At 51.8% G+C, this 20,866-nt stretch carries 9 protein-coding genes; all 9 read right to left on the bottom strand.

Annotated features, from left to right (window positions below; genetic code table 11):
* Positions 1-343 precede the first annotated feature (343 nt).
* Complete coding sequence (locus BXP70_RS26020; protein ID WP_245849755.1) at positions 344-1,474, bottom strand: glycosyltransferase family 4 protein; 1,131 nt, start codon at positions 1,472-1,474, stop codon at positions 344-346.
* Between the two features lie 1,243 nt (positions 1,475-2,717).
* Positions 2,718-6,323 carry a PAS domain-containing hybrid sensor histidine kinase/response regulator gene (locus BXP70_RS26015; protein WP_086597053.1) on the bottom strand — a complete coding sequence of 1,202 codons (3,606 nt, stop codon included), beginning with the start codon at positions 6,321-6,323 and terminating at the stop codon, positions 2,718-2,720.
* A complete protein-coding gene (locus tag BXP70_RS26010; RefSeq protein WP_086597052.1) occupies positions 6,323-7,681 on the bottom strand; it encodes a sigma-54-dependent transcriptional regulator in 1,359 nt (452 codons plus the stop codon). Before BXP70_RS26010 ends, BXP70_RS26015 begins: the two co-directional genes overlap by 1 nt.
* Before the next feature lie 689 nt (positions 7,682-8,370).
* Positions 8,371-13,785: a T9SS type A sorting domain-containing protein gene (locus BXP70_RS26005; protein WP_086597051.1), complete on the bottom strand. Its 5,415-nt coding sequence runs from the start codon at positions 13,783-13,785 to the stop codon at positions 8,371-8,373.
* Between the two features lie 118 nt (positions 13,786-13,903).
* Positions 13,904-15,118 (bottom strand): DUF1972 domain-containing protein, encoded by a 1,215-nt coding sequence (locus BXP70_RS26000; protein WP_086597050.1) that lies wholly within the window; start codon positions 15,116-15,118, stop codon positions 13,904-13,906.
* Between the two features lie 61 nt (positions 15,119-15,179).
* A complete protein-coding gene (locus BXP70_RS25995) occupies positions 15,180-16,328 on the bottom strand; it encodes a glycosyltransferase family 4 protein (protein WP_086597049.1) in 1,149 nt (382 codons plus the stop codon).
* The gene (locus BXP70_RS25990; RefSeq protein WP_179197848.1) at positions 16,325-17,560 is read right to left on the bottom strand and encodes a glycosyltransferase family 4 protein; all 1,236 of its coding nucleotides are present in this window, start codon (positions 17,558-17,560) and stop codon (positions 16,325-16,327) included. Before BXP70_RS25990 ends, BXP70_RS25995 begins: the two co-directional genes overlap by 4 nt.
* Positions 17,557-18,288 (bottom strand): acyltransferase, encoded by a 732-nt coding sequence (locus tag BXP70_RS25985; RefSeq protein ID WP_086597047.1) that lies wholly within the window; start codon positions 18,286-18,288, stop codon positions 17,557-17,559. The genes BXP70_RS25990 and BXP70_RS25985 overlap by 4 nt, the downstream gene beginning before the upstream one ends.
* Positions 18,285-20,759 carry a hypothetical protein gene (locus BXP70_RS25980; RefSeq protein ID WP_086597046.1) on the bottom strand — a complete coding sequence of 825 codons (2,475 nt, stop codon included), beginning with the start codon at positions 20,757-20,759 and terminating at the stop codon, positions 18,285-18,287. The genes BXP70_RS25985 and BXP70_RS25980 overlap by 4 nt, the downstream gene beginning before the upstream one ends.
* Positions 20,760-20,866 lie beyond the last annotated feature (107 nt).

Raw genomic sequence — 20,866 nt, 5'->3', positions numbered from 1 at the left:
GTCGCTTTCGCGGCCCTGCTCGGACTCCTTTACGGGGGGCGCTCTAGAGGAGGAACGGAAAACTGTCTTGTTGTCTTGTCCTAAAAGCATTTGCCTCCTTTGAGTGAATAAATGGCTTTGCCCTAGAACTACAATAAATGTACAGTAACATTCATAGAGAGCCGTTTGGAGGTAGATTGTTCAGTGAAGTAGTACAATAAACTGAACATCGTTGTTCACAGCTTGATTGCCGATAAGTTATATAAGCATAAAGTATAAACGGACTCCTTCCTCTGTTGTATAGTGCAATGATGCTAAGCTTATGAGCTTTCCACTTATGCCCACTTATTTGAATAAGTGCTTCTTATTTCTGCACAAGATATTTCTTACTGCTCGCCTGCCCGAACCCCTTTCCTAGCCAGTTGCGAGCAGGCTCTTGAGCGACGATGTGCTCAGAAAACCTACCAATGCACACACTGAGTACTAAGCCAAAAGCGAGCATTACGCCAAGGAGAAGCGTGTTGCCTAGCGCAGCAAAGTTGATAATGAAGAAGATGGCGAATAGATTAAGCCCCCCTAGTAGCAGTACCGTGCTGATCTGCCGAAAACCCATGGCCAGGATGCGGTGATGAATATGGTTTTTGTCGGGGGAGAAAGGAGATCGGCCAGCCAGCATGCGCAGCAGGAAAACGCGTGATGTGTCGAAAAGCGGCACAAATAAAATACCTGCTGCTACGGCCGGCGCTGATGATGCTAAAGGACGACTTACAATGTGCCCCATCTCAACAAATTGAATGGTGAGTACCGACACAATAAAGCCGCAGACCAAAGACCCCGTGTCGCCCATAAAAATGCTAGCCCGGTGAAAGTTGTAGCGTAAAAAGCCCAGCAGCCCCCCTACTACACAGACAGACACATATACATAATTGCCGTAGCTCTGTCCGCCGTATTTATAGAAATAGTAGCCGAACGCGCTTACAATGATGATGACAAGGGTGCCGGCTAATCCATCGAGACCGTCGATCAGGTTGATAGCATTAGTGATGCCAACGATGACGAAGAAGGTAAAGGCATAGCTAACTCCAAGGGGCAGCTCGTAAATACCTAGGATGCCTTGGAAGCTGGTTATGCGAATGGCTGGCTGACCCATAATCATGACAATGCCTGTTGCAACGAGCTGGCCGGCGAATTTTTTGGTTGGTGAAATGGTGACTAGGTCGTCTTTGACTCCAACGAAGAAGAGGGCAATGCATCCACCCAGCAGCTGTTGCAATCCGTTATGTAGGTCAGCGAAAATGGTAAGAGCCGACATGAATCCGGCAAAGATGGCTACGCCACCCAGACGCGGTGTCAAGGAGGTGTGCACCGTTCGTCCATTTGGAGCATCCAGCATGTTCTTCTGGTGGGCTACGTAGATAATAGACGGTACAGCAAACAAGGCGACTAGAAAGGACCAGATAAAGGCTAAGTTTAAGGAAAGCCCAAGTGCACTCATATAAGATTGATTTTTACGTGGCCCAGGTGGCGGATTGTTATATCAGTCAGCTGGACTAAAGGCTAAATAATTAGAAAATAGTTACTCATTATGCTGTCAAGGAGCAGTGCTAGTGCTGGCGTCTATTAAGCTTGTCACTCGAACGGAATGTATTCCGTCAGTGCTCTACTCTACATCGAAGCAATTATTGGACGGCTTCGCAGCAGTAGTTAAGCGTAGTAAGGTGTCATATTTACTATCTACGCCTTTGAATGCATCATCGGTGATGGACAGCTGCATAGAGAAGGACTAGCCATCGAGAGCTGGTCGATCAAAACATTGGTACGCAACAGTGCCTTGAGCCGGTGACAGAGGTAGCCTCAAACCTGTCCAAGCCGTTGCTAGAATCAGTTACTTTTGGCACTAGTCTGGGCGGTTGAAAGGGCGAAGAGACAAAGGTGACACCTGCCAAGATGCCCTAACTTAAGCGGTGAGGATCAGATCAATTAAGCTATTTATTGTTACCCTCGTCGTTGGCTAATAATATCATGCCGCTCAAGCTGTATGAGTTGGCTAGCACGAGCATTGTCACCTGCTTCATCATTGCCCTCCGTGGTTGGTTGTAAGTATGGTGTTGCTGCTTATGTCTCTAGCTATTTTCGCGGCGTTAACGATAACAACACCGCCTACCGAATCGCTATAATGGAATCTGTTCTTGACTATTCATTTAAGCATATTGTTAAGGCATAGCTGTTTGATATCACATCCACTATCTGGCTGTCGACTTATCTTGCTGAAACGAAAAAGTCATGCGAAGTATCGAAATTACGGATAGTAAAAAATAGTGTTAAGTTGTTATAAAACAGAATGTTAGTTTAATCATTAGCGCGTCCACATCTTCATTTGGCAAAAGTCGAACGAACTCGTTAAATGATATATATTTCACATAACTGGCCTAGAGTTGGTGCTTTGTACTTACGAAAAGTAGTGATAAGAGCAGCCAGAAATGCGCCGCTGAATATATCTTTAAGCTATGAATGTACCAAAACCGACAATTCTATTAGTGATCTAATTGTCAATTACTTGCACGAATTATATATGCCGTAATTATCTTGTTTATAGAGTAATAGTCCAGAAAATAGATTGCATATGTGTTGATAGATCAACACGATTATTGGAACTGCTGTACTAAACAAGCCTGCCTGACTTCCCGCTGATTAGTATGAAGTCAGGCAGGCTTGTTTAGTGAGATGGTAACTTGCGCTTATGTCGTAGTCGTTGGCTCCGGTTGGATGGTATCGAGATCCTCTACTATTTGTGCCATTACTTGACGCAGTAGCTTGTGAATTGATTCTACCATCTCCGTTAAGATTGGCTTATCAAAAGGAGTGTCCCAGCTTTCCAACTGTTCGACCAGCACCAATACTTGATGGATCTGCAAGTGGCGTAAGCTAGGCTTGATTTTGTGGGCCGCTGCTTTTAGAACTTCCACATTGCCAGTTCGCAAACCGGTGTTAAGACTGCTGAGCACGTCTTCGTTACTTTTCAAGAACGTGCGAAGCATGAAAGTGATGAACTTAGAATCATTGTGCGCCGCTTCCTTGAGAATATCAAGCCGATAAAGTTTGCCTGCTTGCTGTTTAGGAGCGCATAGTAGCCACTCGTGTATAATCTTGAGCAGCTCGTCTTCGTGGAAGGGTTTCGAGAGGTAATCATTCATACCTGCTTCCAAACATTTCTGGTTGTCGCCCCGAATAGCATTCGCAGTCAAGGCAATGATGGGGGTTTGCAGCTTGAGCTCTTCTCGCAATTTAGCTGTGGCCTCATAGCCGTTCATAACAGGCATCTGCACGTCCATCAGAATTAAGTCAAACTGTTGCTGACGTGCTAGTTCTACAGCCACGAGGCCATTTTCGGCTTCCGCTACCTCAATGTGAGCTTGGTTTAGAAAGGATTTGGCGAGCAGGCGGTTGTATTCGTTGTCTTCTACCAGCAGTACACGTTTGCCTCTCACGCCCTCTAGGATAAACATGGAACTACCAGAAAATCCTTTGCGCGGCAGATCAGTAACCGCGCCGATAGGTAAGAGCAGCGAAAAAGAGCTAGTTGTACCGCAATTCTTCTCACTTTCAATGTGAATCTCACCCCCCATCAGGTTCACTAAACTACGTGAAATACTCAGTCCTAGTCCAGTGCCACCAAACTTGCGCGAAACGGATGAATCCTCTTGGCTAAAATTTCTGCCCAAGTTCTGTAAGTACTGCGGATCGATACCGATACCGGTATCACTAACAGTAAAACCAATGATTGTTTCGTGCCCGATGGTCCCTGCCAACTCGCAGTACACATTAACTTCTCCTTTTTCCGTGAACTTTACGGAATTGCCCGCTAAGTTTAGTAGCACCTGCGTAATGCGGTATGGATCGCCGCGCAATACGTCTGGGATGTCAGGAGAGACTTGAACCTTCAAGCTCAGACCTTTGTCTTCGGCCTTGTAACGTAGTGTTTTTTCTACTTGCTCGCATACTTTGTGCAGGCTAAAGCCAATTTTTTCAATCGTCATCTCGCCCGCATCAATCTTTGACAGATCTAAAATATCGTTAATGATGACGAGCAGATTCTCAGCAGAAGATGTAATAGCGTGCAGATAATTATTCTGCTGGCCGGATAGTGGAGTTTTGCTGAGCAGCTGACTCATGCCTAGAATGGCGTTCATCGGCGTGCGGATTTCGTGGCTCATGTTGGCCAAGAACATTTCTTTGGCCCGAGCCGACTCTTCCGCCTGTTTCTTCGCCTCACGTAGCTTGATCTCCAGCTGTTTCTGGTGCGTAATATCTAGGTGTACCCCAATAGAACCTATTATTTGTCGATCATCATCATAGAGTGGTGCGGCACTCACTAGCAGCCACTTGAGTTCATTGTCCTTCGTTTTGATCGGAATTTCGTAGGTGTCTTGAATGCCTTGTGTGCGCAATTTTCGCTTCTGCCTAATTAGCTCCCGACTAGCTTCACTAATCAAGAACTGTTCAGGATAGCTATGCATCAGTTCTTCTTTCGAGTAGCGCGTGATATCACAGTAGCTATCATTAACAAAGATGATTTTGCCATTAGAGTCAGCTTCAAGCAGACCTAGGTTCATGTTTTTTAAGATACCACGGTACTTTTCCTCCCGTCGTTTCAAGGCCAATTCATCAGCCTTGCGCTTTGTGATGTCTTCGTATTTCCACAGCTGCCCGATGTAGCGGCCTTTGGCGTAGATAGGAAACGAGTTCCTCTCTAGAATACGGCCGTCCTTTAGAGTAACGCTTTCTGCCCGTATAGTTTTTCGGTGGAGCACTGTGTCGTTGACGCTGCGCACAAACCCATCTTCGTCGCTAAATTGTTGCTTCACACAGTCAAACAAACTGTTGCAATCTACATTTATAAGCTGACTAGGTTTTTTGTCAGGCTCCAATAGCCTGCAGAAAGCTTCATTTACCAGTACTACCTTACGGTTTTCGTCCTCTAAGAGTATGGCTCGATGCATACTATCAATGGTACTTGACAACCGTAGCATAGCCGCTTCTTGTGCTAGCTTCGCACAGGTGATTTCGGTTACGTCAGTATAGGTACCCGTAATGAAGAGCGGCTTACCTTGCTCGTCGCGCTTAGTAATCATTCCTCGTGCTGACACCCAATTAATCTCACTATTTTCGCCTAATAAGCGAAAAGTGACATCATACAACGGTAATTCCGCGCGTAAATAAGCTTCGGCTGTATGTTGCACAAGCACTTTGTCATCGGGATGAATCCTGCTTTGAGTTAAGTCTAGATAGCGCGATTCTTCTAAAGTAGCAGCGGGGCAGCCAAAGAACTGGCGAGACTTCGGTGAGAGTAAAACTTTCTGAGTCTGTACATCATACTCCCATGTATCGTTACCGACACCTTCCATAGCCGCATGCCAGCGTTGCTCGCTCTCCCGCATCGCCTCTTGGGCCAGCATAGAAGTCGTAATGTCTTCTAGAATACCTAGGAATAGCAATCCGCGCTCGTCTTCACTGGCAATGATAGCACTGCTACGCCACCATCGAAGCGGTTGGCCAGGTACTTCTAGTCGCCCTTCAAAACGCCAGGGTTTACGCAGCCTCTCCGATTCATCGATTGTCTGAAACCACCGCGCTTTGTCATGGGGATGGATATAGCGAACTAATTGACTTACATCAGAGGATTCAAGCGCAAAAATCTCTCGCAGATTCGGACTAGTGTAAGTCCATTCGTAGGTTCCATCAACATTTTTACGCCACTCGTGGAGTACTACTGGTGCGTTTTCGATGAGCTTGCGATAGCGGTGCTCATTTTCCACTAGCTGCAGTTGAGCCGTCTTCCGATCCGTAATATCTTCGAGCAAACCCGCGTATAGAGTAAGCTGCTGGTTGCTGTCGAAAATGGGTTGTGCCTTAACCCGAATCCAACGTGACGAGTGCCCGCAAGGCGCCGGTACCTCGTACTCAAAAGGCAGCTTGTTAGCTAAGCACTTATCGATATGCTTTTCCACCTCGGTTCCCTGCAATGACTTGCGTAGCAATTCTTTACCGGATACACCTACTACTTCATGTAACTCATAGCCGCAGAGCTTACTGAAGCCTTGATTAATCCAAGTGATGCAGCCATCCGGGTCACTGAGCAGCACTGCAGTAAACGCCTCCTCTACTAAATATAGGAAAGGGTCGAAATTTCCTAAGATAGCTAGCGGAGTAGGCGTGCCAGCGACAGACTGAAGTTGTAGTTGAGTTTTGAGCGCGCGAATTTCGGCTTCTTGCTGTACTAGGATTTGCTGCAGACGTGCATTCTCGATGGAAAGCGTAGCTACGGCGTTGTAGTTGTTATCCATTACAGCTGTCCCTCCTGAATCATCTTATAGATAGTGGACCGACCAACGTCTAGCTTTTGTGCCACCAGCGGAACGTTGTTACTGTATTTATCCAGATGGTGGCGGATGATAACATAAGTATATTCACGTAGAGTCCTCTCCTCTGCTAAAAAGCTTTTTGGCGCGGCAGGTGGCGTAAATAAAATATCTCCAGGTTGAATCTCCCCGTCATTGCTGAGTACAGCTGCCAACTCTATAGCTGTTTTCAATTCGCGCACGTTGCCAGGGTAATTATAAGTCAGTAGTTTCTGCTGAGCCGCTGGAGAGATCTTCAGATTGGGTTTCTGGTACTCCCGGCAAAACTCATCTAGGAAGTGTTTGGCTAGAAAGACAATATCGTGGCTGCGCTCACGTAAGGGAGGCAGCGCAATAGGCAAGCCAATAAGACGATAGTACAAATCTTCGCGCAAATTACCCTGCTGCACCTCTGTTGCTAGGTTTTTGTGCGTAGCTGTAATCAGGCGCACGTTGAGCTTGATCTTCTGATTGCCGCCTACACGCTGCAGTTCGCGCTCCTGCAATACGCGCAGTAGTTTGGCTTGTAAACCGGCAGGTAATTCTCCGATTTCGTCCAAAAACAATGTACCCCCGTTCGCTTCTTCAAACTTGCCGATCTTACGCCCAATTGCACCAGTAAAAGCACCCTTCTCGTGACCGAATAGTTCGCTCTCCACTAGTTCGCTGGGGATGGCCGCCATGTTTACCGCTACAAACGGTTCTTTCTGACGTTCTGAATTCATGTGGATAGCCTTCGCTACCAATTCTTTACCCGTGCCCGTCTCACCGGTAATAGAGACATTCACTGGCGTTTGGGAGGCGCGCTCCATTAGCGCGAATGTGGCTCTGATAGCGGGGCTGTTACCCTTGAGCAGGTTGCTGAAATTATACTTCTCCTGTAATTGCCGCTCTAGTTGCTTCACCTGCCGCTTGAGGCTGGAATTTTCTTTAATTTTCAGAATAGCATTCCACAGCAGTTCCTTAGTATACTCGTCTTTTATAAGGTAGTCCGTTGCTCCTAGTTTCAAAAGCTCTACGGCAGTAGTAATCTTATTTTGCGCACTGATGACGATGACGGGTAACTGCGGAAAGCGCTCTTGAAGCCTTTGCAGCAATTTATCACCGCTAATATCAGGTAGGGCGAAGTCGATGGTCACTACATCTGGCTGTTCCTGTACCGTATCGAAGAATTCCCTGCCTGAAGCGAATAAAGAAACCCGATAATCGGGATTGAGTGACAATTGGTATTGTAGAAGTTGGCCATACCAGGGGTCGTCTTCAATAATACAAATGCTGAAAGAGGTACTGGTCTCGACCTTCATATGATCGGGGAGGAATTATGTAATGAAGATCAGTGATTTAGTAACGTAAGACGGTACTGTAATCTCACTGTTTGATTGACAGGCGGGATAGTTAAATACAATTTAAAATTGATTCAATCCTTGTTTTTGTTATTTTAGTCGATAAAAATTGATCATGAATGCTAAAAGATTGACTCAATTTTTTTGAAAGTGTTGGAGTATATACCAGGCTTTACTAAAAAGTATCAGTAGAGTTCGGTTACAGAAGATTATTTATATAAAAAATCAGGGCATAAACAAGTCATGTCCTGATTTTTAAATATTTACAAAATAATTTATCGACAAAGCGATGCTGAATAGGTCAAAAACCAGTCCATGTCATAAGCTTATTCGCCTAAATTTATATGAGATATAATTTAAAGAAAAAGCATTCCCATTTTGAAACTATTGTTTGTCTAGCAGAATTATAATTTGCTATTATTCCTAATTTGAAATGAATTATTCCCAATTTGAAATTATTATTCAAGTTTTAGCATGGATAATTAATTCTTGATTCTAGTAACTAGCCAGTTATCTACATACAATTAACTATATCTGAGTTACAAGCCATTTCTCAACAAAAATCAACATGCTTCTTGTTTGATCTTTTGTGTGAGAGATCAAACAAGAAGCATATTAAAAAGAGGATCTATCTATACCTGTTAGATTATTTATCTGTTATGCTCGTATACAACTCGCTGTTGATGTAGTGTGCTCTTAGTAGTAATACGCACCAAGTACAAACCCGCCGGCAAATTCAAGCCAGATAGTACCGTTGAAGTAGTATGGGTTGGTAGCGCTTGACTATACACCACCTGACCGCGCGTGTTGAGCAGCTCTAAGTGGAGTAAATCTTCGCGCAAGTTTGTACCATCAATGTGTAGCTCTGTTGTGAATATAGACGGCCACACAGCTAGTTCCTTCGTTCGATCAGTAAACCGCAGCGAAGCTACTGGGCTATAAGTAGTAGCGCCTGGCTCCACAACATGCAACCGGTAATAGAGCACCTGATGCTCTTGTCCAAGCTGGGCCGCTTCCTCATCTACGTACGTGTACTGGTTATGCGAACCTGCTTTAGGTAGAGTTTCACCTATTCGCTGGAATGTACGGCCATCCGTGCTGCGTTCAACCTCATACTTGGTAATAGCTAGCTCCTGAGCAGTAGTCCAAGTCAATAGTGCAGTGTTACCGCGAATAGTTGCTTTGAAACTTACCAAGGTGACAGGCAGTACTTTCGGGAGTTGGGTGACAGCTAAGCCGAATTGGCTGAAGCTGCGCAAGCCGCTGCGCAACGCATAGCCATCGGTCACGAGGCGCCCCTCGCCGTCGTCGGGGCTGATCAAGCCGCCACCGGTAGTCCAATCGGCGGCGCTGGTGCTGTTATCGGGGCGCTTCACGAGGCCAAACTGGTTATTAACTAAGTTCGTGAATGGGGCGAGGTAGGCGCGCACAGCGTAGCTGCCGCTGGTTGGCTGCGTGCTGGGGGTAAGCGTCCAGATACCAGCCGGATGTATGGCTGTATAGTGCACCATCGGAGTCGTGTCGTCGCAGCTCAAACCAGCGTCAGGATCTGATTTGGGGCCAAAACGGGCCTCTAAGTAGCTGGTGCCGCCGAGTTGAGTACTGAGCAGGTCGAGGCGCGCGTATTGACTGGTATTACCCACTGGGAAGGTATAGATATCGGTAGTACCGCTGGTTAAGTGGCGGCGCAAGGTGCCGGCCACATAACTAGTTGGGCTGCCACCGCTTAGGCTGCTACCAAGCGGGTTTGTATGCAGCCACTTAGAGCTACCCGTATTGATGACGCCTGCTGTGAGCGTGAGGCTGGTAGCAGAGCTAGCATCAGCTTGCAGCACGAGGCCAGCCGGGTTGTTTACCACCACCCGGCCGAATGAACCGCCGGCAATGGTTTGAGAACTGCTGCCAGCGAATGTCACTTGGCTCTGTGAGGCCAGCGTGGCTGTGCCACTGTTGAGCCAGTCACCGGCAACGGTGAGCTCAGCGTTGTTGCCGAGCACCAGTTGCCCGCCCAGTAGTACGCGCAGGGTGCCTACGGTAGCACTAGGGCCATTGAGAACAGGCGCAACGCTGCTCGGTCCAACGGTCACGTCAGTAGTAGCCGTCGGAACAGTGCCACTAGCCCAGTTCTGACAATCCAGCCAGTTGGGCGTGGCGCCAATGCCCGTCCACTGACCTACCGTACCGCTAAGCGGAGCGTCCGTAACAACGGGAAAGGGCCCAGCATTGACCAACGGACCGCAGCTAGCGTCGTTAGTGGCTACTTGCAACACACGATACTCGTTGGTAGAGGTGCTGCTAGGCACGATGTAGTCGTAGTTAGCATTCGGAACTGTCAGCGTCTCTACAGTACCAGTCGTTATGTTCTTGAGCAGCACTTTCAGCGGAAATTGAGCTACTGCCAAAGCCGTTGACGTTTGGGTGAACCGATCAAGGCCTGTGAAGGCAAGGCGCAAGGGGTGTGGCCCGGCCTGCGGACATACCTGCTGACTGCGATAAGCGACCTGAGGAAGCGACGCAAAGCTCCAGCCTGAGGTATTGCCTTGGTTGTTGGCTTGCTGGCCCGCCTCGAAATAGGCTCCACCTTGGGCTTGGCTGTCGCGCAGGTAGATATAGCTGGCACACACGGTACCCGTTGTGCCGGCGCTGGCTGGCTTAGTCCAGATAAACGGGTCGCCGCTGTCGGTGCTTTGCAGGGTAATAACATTGGCGCCGGTACCAACGGCTTGCACGCTGGCGGCGGCGGTAAACGAGGTAGTGGTACCCGCACCGAACAAAAACGTAGAGCCTGGCTCCAGGTACAGTTGCTCGGTAATAGTATTGTTCCCCGTTACCGTGTTATCGCCGGCCAGCAGTAGGGTTGCGATGGTGCTACTGCCACCTAGGGTGTGGACTACGTTCGAGCCGGTTTGTACTTTGTTATACGTAAAGCCACTGCCGTTGAAAGCAGTGCCGGTGCTGAGCAGAATAGTAGAGGTGCCTGCGTCGAAGGAGAGCGAAGCCGGCTGGCTGATGGCCCAGGCTCCTGAGGTAATCTCTACCTGGGAGGTACCTAGGCGCAATGCGCGAGCTAGGTTGGCGGCTCCTGGCGCGCTCGTGAAGCTCCGCACTTGCACGCTTTGATTATTGGTGAGCAAAGTACCAGCGCTGAGAGTCAGACCACTACCTCCGTTGCGAGTCTGCAGCAGCGCATCTGTTAGCATCACAGTAGCATCAGGTGCATCAATGGTTAATGCACCGCCAAAAGGCTGGCCAGCACTAGTGAGGTTGCCCGCACTTAGCAGCTGGGTTTCCCCTAATAGCAGCTGGTTCATAGCCGGGCTCCAAGTCAGGGAGCCATACACGCTCAGCTTGTTGGTGGCAATGCCGCTGAAAGTAGGCGTATTGGTTACAGTAGCCCAACTCAGGCTAGCACAGACGGCCAGTGTTACGTCCTGCGTCACGATCTGGCCCGTTGAGGAGAAAGATTGCGCATCGAAGATTACCTCGTCGAGTTGGTTGGGAATGCAGTTGCCGCCTGTGCCGCCACTGCTCAGAGCCCAGTGCGCTTGCTCGCTCCAACGGCCCGTGCCACCTACCCAGTACAAGGTGCGCGGTACGGGCCGCTGGGTATACACAATACCCGAAGTACCACCATTGTCGAGGCTACGGGTAGCCTCCCATCCAGCACCCCCTGTAAAAGCGACGTTGCGTAGCGCAGCGTACTGAAGCGGCAGATTAGCTTGTAAGCCACCAGCCGGTTTGCTGAATGTAGCCCTAGCCGTGCTGCTCGTGCCGTTGATGCCTACGTAGCCTGGGCAGCCGCCAATGGCGTTCAGTTGCGCATCGGCCGCAAAACTCTGCGTTGTGTTATTGAATGTGTAAGAACTACCCGCTGTAAGGATGAGCTGTTGCGTGAAGTTGTTGCTGGCGTTGATGTTGGCTGACCCGGCAAAACTAAGCTGGGCAAACGTAGCCACCGCTCCGCCGCCCGACACCAGCGTGGGTAGCGATAGGGCCGCCGCGTCAGTGAAGGTCACAACATTATACTGCATACCTAGGCCGGCACGGAAGTAAGCCGGCTGGTTGCGCGTACTGTTGCTACTGATACGGATGCTGCTGCTGATGGCATTCAGTACCACGCCCGGAGCTACGTCCCAAGTATAAGTGGTGCGCGAACCCACGTCGCTGGTCGCGGAAGCCGGAGTCAGGGTAATTGTGCTGCTACCAAGGGTAACGGTAGTGACGGCGGCACTCACGGGGCCACCACTGCCAGAGCCCGTCGTGAAGATGGAGGAGCTAGCCGCGTAGCCACTAGTAAAGCCTTGGGCTGTAATAGCTTGGCTATTAGTATTAAAAGTACCCGCTTCCACGTATAAGCGGCCGTTAGGGGAGTTAGCGCCCGGTGCTAAGGTTAGAGCATCAAGCAAAGAATAGGTGCTGCCCGGCGCCCGGAAATATACGTTGCCGGTGAGCACGCGGCCAGCCGTCGTGACCGAGGAAGCGGGCTGATCAGCCTCGTGCCCGTAGAATACCACGTCCGTAGTACCTAGGTTAAGGGTCATAGAGCTAGTAAAATTCAGCGAGCCACCAATGCCGAGTTGTTTCTGGGCCACATCAGCAGCGGCAGTGCGAAACACCGGCGCATTGGCCCCGGTCCAATCTAGGTCGCGGCAGAAGGCATTAGCCCCGTCGAGAACTACCATTTGACCAGGGGCCGAAAACGAGTTGGCGTCGAAGTGCACATTAGTGGCCAGCGTGGGCAAGCAAGTATTGCCAGCAGCACTGCCTCCGCTTGTCGTGGCCCAGTGGCTAGGGTCGTGCCAGGTACCGGCGCCACCCACCCAGTACAGGTCTGCAATGGGAAGGCTGGTGAACGTTGCCCCTTGGTTGTTGCCCCGGTCCAGGCAGTTGGTAGCTGGTAGGCTGCCGCCGCCAGTGAAGGTAATATCCTGCACGGCCGCGTAGCGCAACGAGGTGCTGCCCCAGCCGCCGGCCCGTTGGAGGGTAGCAGCCCGCCCCGGAATGTTAGCTTGCAACTGGGCTAAACCCGCGCAATCACCGCTGGTAGTCAGTGTAGCTCTTGAGCTAAACGCCAGCACCTGATTGCTCGCCGCCCGCAGCACCGCCTCACGCCCTAGAACTAAGGAACTCGTGATGGCTGCGGCAGTAGTAAGCGTGGCGTTACCGTTGACAGTTAGTGTTTTGAAAGTAGATCCTGCTACGTTCAGGGTAGCGTTGGCGCCAGCTGCTACCTCCACTACATTGTAGATTTGCGCGGTGCTAGCAAAGGAGTAACCGTTGGCAGTGCTGCGCGCGGTGCTTCCCAACCGCAGGGTGCTGGTGCCCGCGTCCAAGATAAGGTTAGAGCCGGCTACTTCCCAACTGTTTACGGGACCTAGCAAGTTAATGGTACTGGCGTTCAGGTCAAGGCTGCGCGGGCGCGCCCCCGTGCTACGGAAGCCATAGCACGAGATTGTCACGTCGCCGAAGTCGATACTTCCTGCCGTAATGATGAGCCCCGGAGTAGCGCCGTACTGCACGAGGTTGGCATTGCTGACGAAAACCCAGCCACCCGCCTCATTATCAAAGCTAAGGCGGCCGTTAATGGGCACATTCTGCAAATCAAGTTCGTGTCCACTGTTGCTGGCGAGCATTCGGAAGCTAGCATCTTGTTGGCCCAGGCCAGCCATCAGTCGAAGGTTGCCGTTGACTTCTACCGTACCGCCACCAATTAGCCGCATGCCGTTGATGAGAGTGCCGCTGGGAGATGGGTGCACTGCACCGGTCCAGTCCATGTCCAAGCACGTAACAGTAGTCGGAATCGTGACGGTTTGGGTACTAGCGGTGAACGAGTTGGCATCAAAGCGCACGTTATCTGTGTTCTGTGGCACCTGCGACGGATGAATGGTGCCGCCGCTACTGGTGGCCCAGTGGTTGAGGTCGCTCCAGCGGCCGGTACCGCCCACCCAGTAGTAGTCGGCGGCATGTACCAGCGGGCTCGTGCCACCTAGCAGGGCCAGCGTGAGTAGCCAACGGCGACTACGAGTGGCAACCCTGTATAAAGAGTATAGAGTAGAAAATATCATACTTGATGGGTTATGCGAGAATAACAGAAGCAGCTGTCCCCAACCCGTCAGGGCATAGCGAAGCAGGTAGCCACGGTATTCAGGCTATAACTGATTATTTAACCAAGGATTGATTGCACTATAATTCTTCCTCGTACACCGGGGTAAGCGCGTGGTAATGTCCCAGCTGATGCTGAATGAGCTCTTGCTGGTTCAACTGACTCAGCTGCGGGTGCAGTACGCCTTTGGGCTCTGTTGCACTCACCTTGTTGAACAAGTAATTGTACTTGCGCGCAATAACTTTCCAGGTGTAGCGCCGCTTGGCAATGGCTCCCATTTCTTGACCGAGGTGCTGCCAAGTTGTGATGCTGGTATTCTTAATCTGCTCTTTCAACTCTTCCTTCGACCCAAAGAACAACGCCTTATGTTCCGTGGTAGCTTTATTGAACGATACATTGAACGCCAGTACGGGCAATCCCAGCGACATGGCCTCCACCAACGACGGGTTGGTGCCGCCGGCGCTGTGGCCGTGCACGTAGACAAAGCAGTTGCCGCGCAGCACATCAAGCTCCTGCTGGTTGTAAATAGGGTCGAGTAGGTGCAAGTTTGGGTGCGTGCTGTATTGTGTTTTGAGCTGCCGGCCGAATTCGCTGTTGTTCCAGTTACCGACAAACACCAACGGATAGCTAGGTAGCTCGGCAAAGGCTTCCAAAATCATCTGTACGTTGTTCTCAGGCTCAATACGGCAAACCTTGAAGGCGTAGGGACGGGCCAGAAAGGAGTACTTCTGCTTATATGCCTCGGTAATAGGCTGATACACGGCATGGTCGCCGCCGTACTCGATAACGCGGCTGCGCGTGCTGTACGTGCGGGCCGTGTAGTTTTGAATAGCATCGTTGTCGGAGATGTCGGCGTGGGAGTACTTCACGGCTAGGTTCTCTGCCCAACGCAAATACCACTTGGCCAAGCGGCTCCACTTGTCGCGTCGCCACTCTAAGCCGTCAATAGAAATAATAATTTTCTTGCGGGTGAACAGCTTCACAAAGGGAAGCAGAATGCCGCCTGGTACACCAAGAATCAGCAAGACATCAGCATAAAACAGGGCGTGCAGGATAGATAGGCAGTCATAGATAACGCTTTGCGCCCCGTTTGCATCAAAAGGCAGGTATACCAGACGGGCACCTTCGTACTCCCATTGGCGCTTTTCTTTGGGGTATTTTTTACCGCTACAATACACGGTAAGCTGTTGCTCCTGGTGCAAGTGCTTCACCAGGAAAGCTACCAGCGTTTCGAAGCCACCATAACAGGCCGGCAGGCCTACTGTGCCGATAATAGCTACTTTCTTCGGATTCATGGATACAGAAGAGGATAGAAGTCGATTAAGAATAAAACAAAACGGGAAGATGTCTCCCTAGCTAGGCTCGGGCAGCGTGAGTAGCTGCCACAGGTTGCTGCGTGAGGGCAGCGCAATGGGTAAAAGCGAATTCGGTGCGGAAACAGTGTTGCACTTGTTCCGTGAAGCACCTAGGGGCAAACTCGGCTGCGCGGCGGCGGCAGGCGTCAGCCATGCGGGTGTAGAGAGAGGGGCTATGCAGTAGCTCTAAGGCTTTTTGCAGGGCTGGCAAGTCGCGGCCATCGATGGCGAAGCCGGTCTGCTCAGCTTGGTTTACCTCGCTCACGCCGCCCACCGGCGGCACAATCACGGGCTTGCCATACTGCATGGCTTCCAGAATAGTCATGCCGAAGGTTTCCACCCATTCGGAGGGGCGCGACAGATTAACGACCACTGCCGCGCGCTGATAGAACGGATGCATGTCGGTGGTGGAGGCGAACACATCTAGGTTGGCAGGTACAGCTTGCTCGGAACAGAACTGCTCAACCTGGGTAGCTGGGGCATTCAGCACCAGCTCAAACTGCAACTCCGGCATCGAGCGGGTTAGCTGCACAAACTCTGGCACGCCCTTATAGTCTTTGAGGGAGCAGGCCATGAGCACCACAAAGGCTTGGGCAGTAGGCGCAAGCTGCCGTTGGGCAGTAGCGACGAAAGAAGCCGGCAGCGCATTGTAGATTACCTGCTGCTGCGCTACGCGTAGTTGCAGAGTTTCTTTCACGTAGTGCGAAACAAACACTGCCCGAGTAGCGGTGAGGTTGACGACAGCGCACAGCATTCGCTTCAGCAAAGCCGGCCGGATAGATACTTCGTGCAAGTGATATACCACACGCGCCCCGAGGCACCTAGCGGCTAGGGCTGCACCGCAAGGCAACAGAGAATTGACGTAGACGACGGTTGCGGGTGTGGCCAGTCGCAGCACCTTTACGAAAAGCAGTACCTGCACCCAGGCAAAATTCAGTAGGGTGCGCCAACGGTTGGACGTCCAGCGGTAAGGCAAGGCATGCGTCGTAACGCCCGGCAAATGGCTAAGAAAACCCGATTGGCCCGATGGAGTACCCGTGAGCAAGTCTACATGGTAGCCATCGGCCACCAGAGCTTCCAACGCATTGCGTAGCACTAATGGACTGCCGCTACGGTCGTTGAGCAAGTGAACAGCAAGCACGCGTTTCATTGGAGTAGTACGTGTTGATAAATGAGTTCTAGCTGCTGGCCGCGGCGGGTCCAGGTGTGATGCGTGGCTACGTGTTGGCGACTTAGTACTGATTCCGTCGCCAGCAGCCTAGGATCGGTATACAGCCGTTGCAATTGGACCGCGAAGTCATTGATGTTTTGCTCGAATGAGGCATAAGGCACCTTGAGGCTCGACGTAGGCGGTACCAGCTCACCAGGACCTTCGTTCTGATAGCACAGTACTGGCACGCCATAGCTCATGGCTTCGGCCACCACCATACCGGCGCCTTCGTGCGAAGGAAAGAAGAACACAGAGGCCTCGCGGTAGAGCTGCAGCAGCTCGGTGCGGTCGAGCCAAGGGCGGTGCTCGGTATACAGCGCTAGGCCATGCCAGTCTACTAGTTGTTGTAGACGCTCCTGTTCAGGACCGCTGCCAATGAGCAGCAGTCGGGTATTGACCTGTTGAGAGGGGGGAAGCCGGTAGAGGAAGCGAGCGAAAGCCTGAACCACCATGTCAAAGCCTTTCAGCGGCACCATGCGAGCAGCTATCATTACCGTGAACGGCCCAGCGGTGCTGCGCGGAGCTTCAGCCGGCAGATCAACAGCCACAGAGGGCACGATTTCGAAGCTTTTTGCGCTTAGTCGTAAGCGAGGCGCCACGGTAGAGTTCATGCACAATACCCGGTCGGCCGAACGCCGCGTTACGCGCAGGAAGGGATCAAACAACCAAAAGCTGTGCTTCATCAAGCCTAGCAGGCGGTCTTTGCAATAGGCAGCTGTTCCGTACTGGCGGAGGTGACTAGCCGGAATGGGCGGGTGATGACCAATTGGGCCCCATACTAGTGGGCGACGCAGTAACCACAAAAAGGAAGGTGTCCAGTCGTTGTGGAAGTTGAGGTTGTGCACCAAGTCTATGGCCGGGCGGCAGCGCCATAGCTGTAGACCTAGCCCCAATTGCCACATGTAGAAATACAGTACCGACAACAGGGGACCTTTTTTCCACCAACGCATCCAGGCGGGCAGATCGAAGTATCGGAAGGTGATGTTGGCCGCCACTGTCGCCAGTTCGGGATGTTCAGCTAGGTATTTGTCGATGGGCGGCTGGTTATTCTCACGCGTGACGGCTATCACGCGGTGCGTGCGCGCCGCTTGCAGAATGAAGTTCCAGCCCATGCCATCTTCCGAGCCTTTGTAAGGGTTAACAGCATAAGCCGTAATCAGTACCTTTTTCATGAGGCTAGGGCAGAAAGGTGAGAAACAGCAATATCCTGCGGCTCGCGCGTGCCGATAACGCGGGCGGGTACCCCAGCCACAATGCTGCGGGCAGGCACTGAGCGCGTAACAACGGCACCAGCAGCTACCACACATCCTTCGCTAATAGTCACGCCATCGAGCACGGTTACCTTGCTGCCGATCCAGCAGTTAGGACCGATATGGATGCCACGCCGCGTTACGCCTTGCTGGCGGATAAGCTGCTCTACATCAGCGTGCAGGTGGTTTTCGGGGTGGCAGCTGAAGTACTGCCCGATGATGCAGTCGTCGTCGATGCGCAGGCCGCCGCCGCCACCTAAGTAGGCAAACTCGCCAATGCCGACGCGATGGCCGAGGCGGATGTAAGCGCCCGGCTCCTGCAAGGAGGTCGAAACAATCACTTGGCTATAAGCACCAATACTGACGTTATCACCGAGTGTGAGGTCCCCCGTGGAGAGGCCGCTAAACCGGACCTGGTCGCCGGTTTTGAGCCAGCGTCCAAAACGAATGCGGCTCAGGTAGTTGAAGCGTACATTTCGGCCGAGCATGGCGCCGTGTGGATTGCGGCCACGCAGCCAGAGTGTGCTGCCACGCAGCAGCGCGCCAGTTGTATCGGCTGCGAAGCCTACGAGCCATCCTAGGGGCACAGCCGGATGAATGGCGAAGTGCGGGTTGCGCCGCCGCACCCATTGTTCTATGAAGCGTTTCACTTGATTTCTTGTTGGATGTACTGACCGATCAGCGTGAGCGTCGCGTCCAGACTGTTGTTTTCGATGGGCACGTACTGCGACTGGCGGTAGCGGCCGGAAAGCTGGCCGAATAAGGCTTGGTACTTTTGCGTCAGTTCCCGGATGGTGTCGCCTGACAACTCTTGCTTGCGGCGCAGGATTTCTTCGGGCGCGGCGTAGAGGAAGAAGTTCAGCCGTGGCTTGTTTACAAAGGTGTACAGGGCACTGGTGAGCCGCTCGGGCAGGCAGATGTTGCTGCGTCGGCTGTCATTTATGAAGTCGAAATAGTAACGGTCGTAGAGCACCACGTGACCCCGGCAAGTGTACTTCAGCCACACTACCACTTGCCCCAACAGATAGTCGAGGTAGTAATAGCTAAACCGCAGCAGCGAGGAGCTAAGCTTTTGATTGGCACCCTGGCGAGGCAGCGTCTGAACAGCGCGTTTCTCCGCTTCAGCGCGGCCGTACTTCCATACACTCAAAATGGGTAACACTGACGGCCGGTGGCGGATAACCACCACGCGCTTGCGCCATTTCTTTTCGAGTCTTTCCTTGATATGCTCGATAACGGTAGACTTACCCGCTCCATCAACCCCACTGAAGGTGATGACAAATCCCTTGGGCCGGAAAAAGGATATTACAGTGCTTAATGCGTAGCGCACAGTACGCCATTGCCGCCGCAGATAGCTATTGCCGGGCTGTGTGCTCACCAGATAGTGCAAGTGCTCCGCAATAAGAGGCTGATAGCGAGCGACAGAAGCTAAGCTTTCAAAATGCAGATCGTATTTATCTACTAAATAATCCAGCAGCATGCGTTGGTCCTGGGGAGCACAACGTTCGAAATGCTGTAGATGACCAGTAGGCATGTCGCTCTGGTTCAACCAATAAAACAGCCAAGTGTATTCGAAGTCGTGGCGCAAGGCAGGTACTGGTACGCCGAAAGCAGCCTGACCTGCATGCGCGAGTACTTCTGTTTCGTCAAGCATTTGCACTGCTTTGCGCAGCATTTGGTGCAGCAAATCGACAGAAAGGAAGGAGCCGTCTAGAAAGAGGCAGTCGACCGATACCATGTGTGCCTGCTGGCGCACACCTGCTGAACGCACGAGCGGGTAGCTTTGTAAGCGGTTTGCTAGCTGTTTGGCCTGCGCCAGGGGTAGCAGCAAATCAACATCAGAAGTAGGAGCAGGGTAGTAGGCATTGGCAGCGCGCTGTTTAAGCACTACCCCAGCACTTTGTACCTGTAAGGTGTCGAGCAGGTCGTAGAGGCAGAGTTGGCGGTGCTCCACATATGTGGCTAGCTCTAGCGTCAACAACTCGTTCCAGCCTGTCAGCAGCCATTGTACCTGCGTATGCCACTCTTGTTGCGCATGATACACAAGAAGAAAGTGCGAAATCTGATGCAATAGGTAAAGGCGCAAGGCTAGCTGTAACTGCTGCTCCGAAATGGAAGCGAAGTGTGTACGCGCCTGTTGCCACAGCTGCTTCCGGAGTTCAGCCGCCGACTGCCGGCTAACCAGTATGCCTTGCTGCACGTGAAAGTGAAATAAGTCGTAGAGCAGCGGCGCTTCTGGCAAAGCAAACTCTAGGTCGTACAAGGCAAGGTGGTCGGGGGCGAGCCAGCAGTTCCACGGGGTGAAGTCGCCGTGCGCAAAAGCTAGGGTAATAGTTTGCTCCGGCTGCACCTGTTCGAGCAGGCGCTGCAACTTGGTACGAATGCCGTAAGGAATTCTAGTATCGGCAAGGCTGTGCAGCATTTCTACTTGTTGCTGTACGGCTTGCCAGAAGGCAGTTATTGCCAACGAACGTTCTACGCTCGTAGCGCGTAGCTGTTCGCGCAGGTAGGCAAGATGCTGCGGCTGAAAATGCCCCGAACGGCTAGCCCGCCGGGCAGGCTGTACGCCACGCTGAAGGAGCACCGTAGGCTCAGCGGCAACCACCGTGGGCACGCGGAAGGAAATACTTGGCCGAGTGGCCAATTGCAGCAGCATCTTCGCCTCAGTCTGTACTTTCGCCGCGGCGGCGGGAGTTAGCGGAAGCTTGGCGAAGACACGCTGTCCGGATTCGTCGAGGTAGCAGCCTACAGCCTTACGGTAAGGACCCGGCGTACCCGTAAATAAGGCAAAATCGGTAGGTAGCCATTCGGCGACCCCGGTGCACATCCAGCGCCCAGGCAGGGGGCGAAAAAACCAACGATGCAGCCCGCAGGCAAAAAGAAGGCGAATAAGTGCGCAGAAGAGTTGCGCTTTAAGCGAAGATGCGTTGTAGAAATCCAGGAAAAGCGGCTGGCGTAACGTAGCCGACCAAACCCAGCGCAGGCTGCCGTCGGGGTTGCGCAGCCCTCGCAATTGCATAGGAGCCTGCTGGTCATCGGTGGAGGCCGGTTGGTAGCCTAGTTTTGCCAGCAGAAGGGTGAGCTGCTCCTGATCCGGGTATAGTATAGCAGATGTGGTCATGCCAGCCTTATTGCCAAGGCAAAGCCAGATCTGTTTTAAGGTATAACTATTTGTTATTCAAAGCGTTGTTTTTAGCTAAGGAAAGCATGCACTCCAGAAGCTGGAGA

This window comes from Hymenobacter crusticola (assembly GCF_002154225.1).
GTDB classification, from domain to species: domain Bacteria; phylum Bacteroidota; class Bacteroidia; order Cytophagales; family Hymenobacteraceae; genus Hymenobacter; species Hymenobacter crusticola.
Note: the sequence above shows the minus strand (reverse complement) of the source record. Positions and strands in the feature narration are given on the sequence as shown.

Coding starts and splice junctions, on each gene's coding strand:
- BXP70_RS26000 (WP_086597050.1), bottom strand. CDS start 15,118: ATGAATCCGAAGAAAGTAGCTATTATCGGCACAGTAGGCCTGCCGGCC.
- BXP70_RS26015 (WP_086597053.1), bottom strand. CDS start 6,323: ATGGATAACAACTACAACGCCGTAGCTACGCTTTCCATCGAGAATGCA.
- BXP70_RS25990 (WP_179197848.1), bottom strand. CDS start 17,560: ATGAAAAAGGTACTGATTACGGCTTATGCTGTTAACCCTTACAAAGGC.
- BXP70_RS26005 (WP_086597051.1), bottom strand. CDS start 13,785: ATGATATTTTCTACTCTATACTCTTTATACAGGGTTGCCACTCGTAGT.
- BXP70_RS26010 (WP_086597052.1), bottom strand. CDS start 7,681: ATGAAGGTCGAGACCAGTACCTCTTTCAGCATTTGTATTATTGAAGAC.
- BXP70_RS26020 (WP_245849755.1), bottom strand. CDS start 1,474: ATGAGTGCACTTGGGCTTTCCTTAAACTTAGCCTTTATCTGGTCCTTT.
- BXP70_RS25995 (WP_086597049.1), bottom strand. CDS start 16,328: ATGAAACGCGTGCTTGCTGTTCACTTGCTCAACGACCGTAGCGGCAGT.
- BXP70_RS25980 (WP_086597046.1), bottom strand. CDS start 20,759: ATGACCACATCTGCTATACTATACCCGGATCAGGAGCAGCTCACCCTT.